General features: G+C 58.0%; 3 protein-coding genes. All 3 read right to left on the bottom strand.

Going from position 1 to position 2,448, the window contains the following annotated elements:
* Positions 1 to 31: 31 nt before the first annotated feature.
* The 3 genes from F3J44_RS29340 to F3J44_RS29330 all read right to left on the bottom strand — a co-directional run bounded on the left by F3J44_RS29340 (position 32) and on the right by F3J44_RS29330 (position 2,346).
* Complete coding sequence (locus F3J44_RS29340) at positions 32 to 1,600, bottom strand: IS66 family transposase (protein ID WP_167277992.1); 1,569 nt, start codon at positions 1,598 to 1,600, stop codon at positions 32 to 34.
* A gap of 81 nt (positions 1,601 to 1,681) precedes the next feature.
* Complete coding sequence (tnpB, locus tag F3J44_RS29335) at positions 1,682 to 2,017, bottom strand: IS66 family insertion sequence element accessory protein TnpB (protein WP_167277990.1); 336 nt, start codon at positions 2,015 to 2,017, stop codon at positions 1,682 to 1,684.
* A complete protein-coding gene (locus F3J44_RS29330; RefSeq protein ID WP_205300267.1) occupies positions 2,014 to 2,346 on the bottom strand; it encodes a transposase in 333 nt (110 codons plus the stop codon). The genes tnpB and F3J44_RS29330 overlap by 4 nt, the downstream gene beginning before the upstream one ends.
* Positions 2,347 to 2,448 lie beyond the last annotated feature (102 nt).

Raw genomic sequence — 2,448 nt, 5'->3', positions numbered from 1 at the left:
CGTAAGCGTACGGGCAAACCGTCTTGCACGACTAAGCTGGACGCCACCTATGCGGCAGCAGCGCAGCAATCTCACTCGCCCGCTGCGTAGGCAGGCGCGTCAGCACATCCTTCAGGTAGGCATACGGATCGTGCCCATTGTTCCGGGCCGACTGGATCAAACTCATGATCGCAGCGGCGCGTTTACCGCTGCGTAGTGATCCAGCAAAGAGCCAGTTCTTGCGCCCCAGCGCCCAAGGCCGTATCTGGTTTTCACACCAATTATTATCAATGGCTACAGCTCCGTCATCGAGGTAGCGCGACAACGCCGTCCAGCGTTTCAAGCTATAATCCAAGGCTTTGCCAATGGCCGAACCGTTGTGCACGATATCGCGCTGGGCAACCATCCAGGCATGCAATGCATTCATCACCGGCACCGCCTTTTCTTGCCGTATTCGGCGGCGTATGTCCGGTTCCAGATCCTTGGTTTCACCCTCGATCTCGTACAACGCCTGCATGTAACGCAAGGCTTGTTCAGCCAGCGTGCTCTTGTGCATCGCATGCAGTTCGAAGAACTTGCGTCGGGCATGGGCCATGCAGCCGATTTCAGTCACGCCGAGTTCGAAGCTGGCCTTGTAACCGCCGAAATCATCGCAGACCAGCTTCCCCTTCCAGTCTTGCAGGAAGTTACGCGCATGCTCGCCGGCCCGGCTGAGGCTGAAGTCGTAAACAACAGCCGATGGTTCGCAAAACGGGCTGGTGGCGTAGGCCCAAACATAGGAACGATGGGTTTTCCTCGTGCCCGGCATGAGCATTTGCACCGGCGTTTCATCAACGTGAACGACCGGCTGTTCAAGCACCACTTCGCGCAGCGCATCGACCAGTGGCTGCAACTGCACACCGCAGGCGCCAACCCATTGGGCAAGGGTCGAACGCGGGATAGCCAGGCCGGCGCGGCCAAACATGGCTTCCTGACGATACAGCGGTAGGTGGTCAGCAAACTTTGCAATCATGACGTGGGCCAACAAACCCGCAGTAGGGATGCCCTTATCGATCACCTGCGCCGGCACTGGGGCCTGGATCAGCGTTTCGCAATTGTCGCAGACCCACTTGCCACGGATATGGCGTTCCACGGTGAACACGCCAGGTGTGTAATCGAGCTTCTCGCTGACATCTTCACCGATGCGTTTGAGCGCGCAGCCACAGGCACACTCCGTGTTGTCCGGCTCGTGATGGATCAGCGTGCGGGGAAACTCGGGCGGCAAGGCGCGACGTTTAGGCTTCTGCTTTTCCTGGGTAGGTACCGGAGTAACTTGTAGCGACTCCAGTTCCGCTTCAATGGCAGCGATATCGGTGTCGATCAGATCGTCAAGCAAACTGGCTTGTTCAGGGCTCATTTGCTCGCTGCGTTTGGCGAACTTGAAGCGCTTGAGCTGGGCGATCTCGTGGCTGAGTTTTTCGATCAGCGTTTTGTCGTGATGGATCTTCTTGTCCATGACCTGCACGGTCTTGCCCATCGTCTCGACTTGCTCGTCGAGCGCCGAGACGCGTTGCAGCAACTGCGCCGCCAGAGCGCGCAGTTGTTCGGGATTCAGTTGGTCGAGGTCGGGGATCGAAGTCATGCCGACGATCTTGCCAGATCAGCATAAACAGGACGACAGGCTGATCGGACAATTGCACTGCCGGATGGGGCATGGCTCGGTTCAGAGGATGGAAATGGCGTTTCCGGGGCCAACTCTTTGCCAAGGCAAGCCCAGTATCAAGGCGTGTAGTTGTTCGGCGCTCAGCTCCATTTGTGAACCGTGGCGCGTGCCAGGCCAGGCGAATTTTCCTTGGTGGAGCCGACGTGCCGCCAACCAGATGCCCAACCCATCATGCACCAGAACTTTCATGCGGGTGGCGCGGCGGTTGGCGAACAGATAAGCGCAGTGCGGCTGCGCCGCACCGAACACTGAAATCACGCGGGCCATGGCGGTGTCGGTGCCGGCACGCATGTCCATCGGCTCGGTAGCGAGCCAGATAGTATCGATACGGATCATCGCAGCAGCTCTCGAAGAAAGCTTGCGCAGGCGGCTGCGCTTTCCACTGGCCAAGTCATCTTGATGGGTGTGCGTGGGTGCTGGATTTCAAGACTGATACTGAAGGGCTGAGCATGCGTTCCAGCGCCAAGCAGCTGCGGATGCAACGGGATGAACGCAGGCTGAAGCGCCACAGTTTTTTGATTGTGCAGCCGAATCCATTTGTGGACGAGGTTGGCATTGAGGCTGTAGCCCAAGGCGATGTTTGCGATGGAGGCACCGGGCTCTGAGCACTCCTGGATGACCTGGGCTTTGAAAGATTTGCTGTAGGTGCGGCGCTGAGGGTGCATGGAAAATCCGCTTGATGGGCCAGAAATGGTGTCCACTTAAATTAGGTGGACACCATGGCCTTCGGCGGTTGCGTCAGGAAGATGTGTTGGCCGGACGGATAC

Source organism: Pantoea sp. Tr-811, assembly GCF_011752535.1.
Classification (GTDB): Bacteria; Pseudomonadota; Gammaproteobacteria; order Pseudomonadales; family Pseudomonadaceae; genus Aquipseudomonas.
The sequence above is the reverse complement of the archived record's forward strand: the minus strand, read 5'-3'. Positions and strand labels throughout refer to the sequence as shown.

Coding starts and splice junctions, on each gene's coding strand:
- F3J44_RS29340 (WP_167277992.1), bottom strand. CDS start 1,600: ATGACTTCGATCCCCGACCTCGACCAACTGAATCCCGAACAACTGCGC.
- tnpB (WP_167277990.1), bottom strand. CDS start 2,017: ATGATCCGTATCGATACTATCTGGCTCGCTACCGAGCCGATGGACATG.
- F3J44_RS29330 (WP_205300267.1), bottom strand. CDS start 2,346: ATGCACCCTCAGCGCCGCACCTACAGCAAATCTTTCAAAGCCCAGGTC.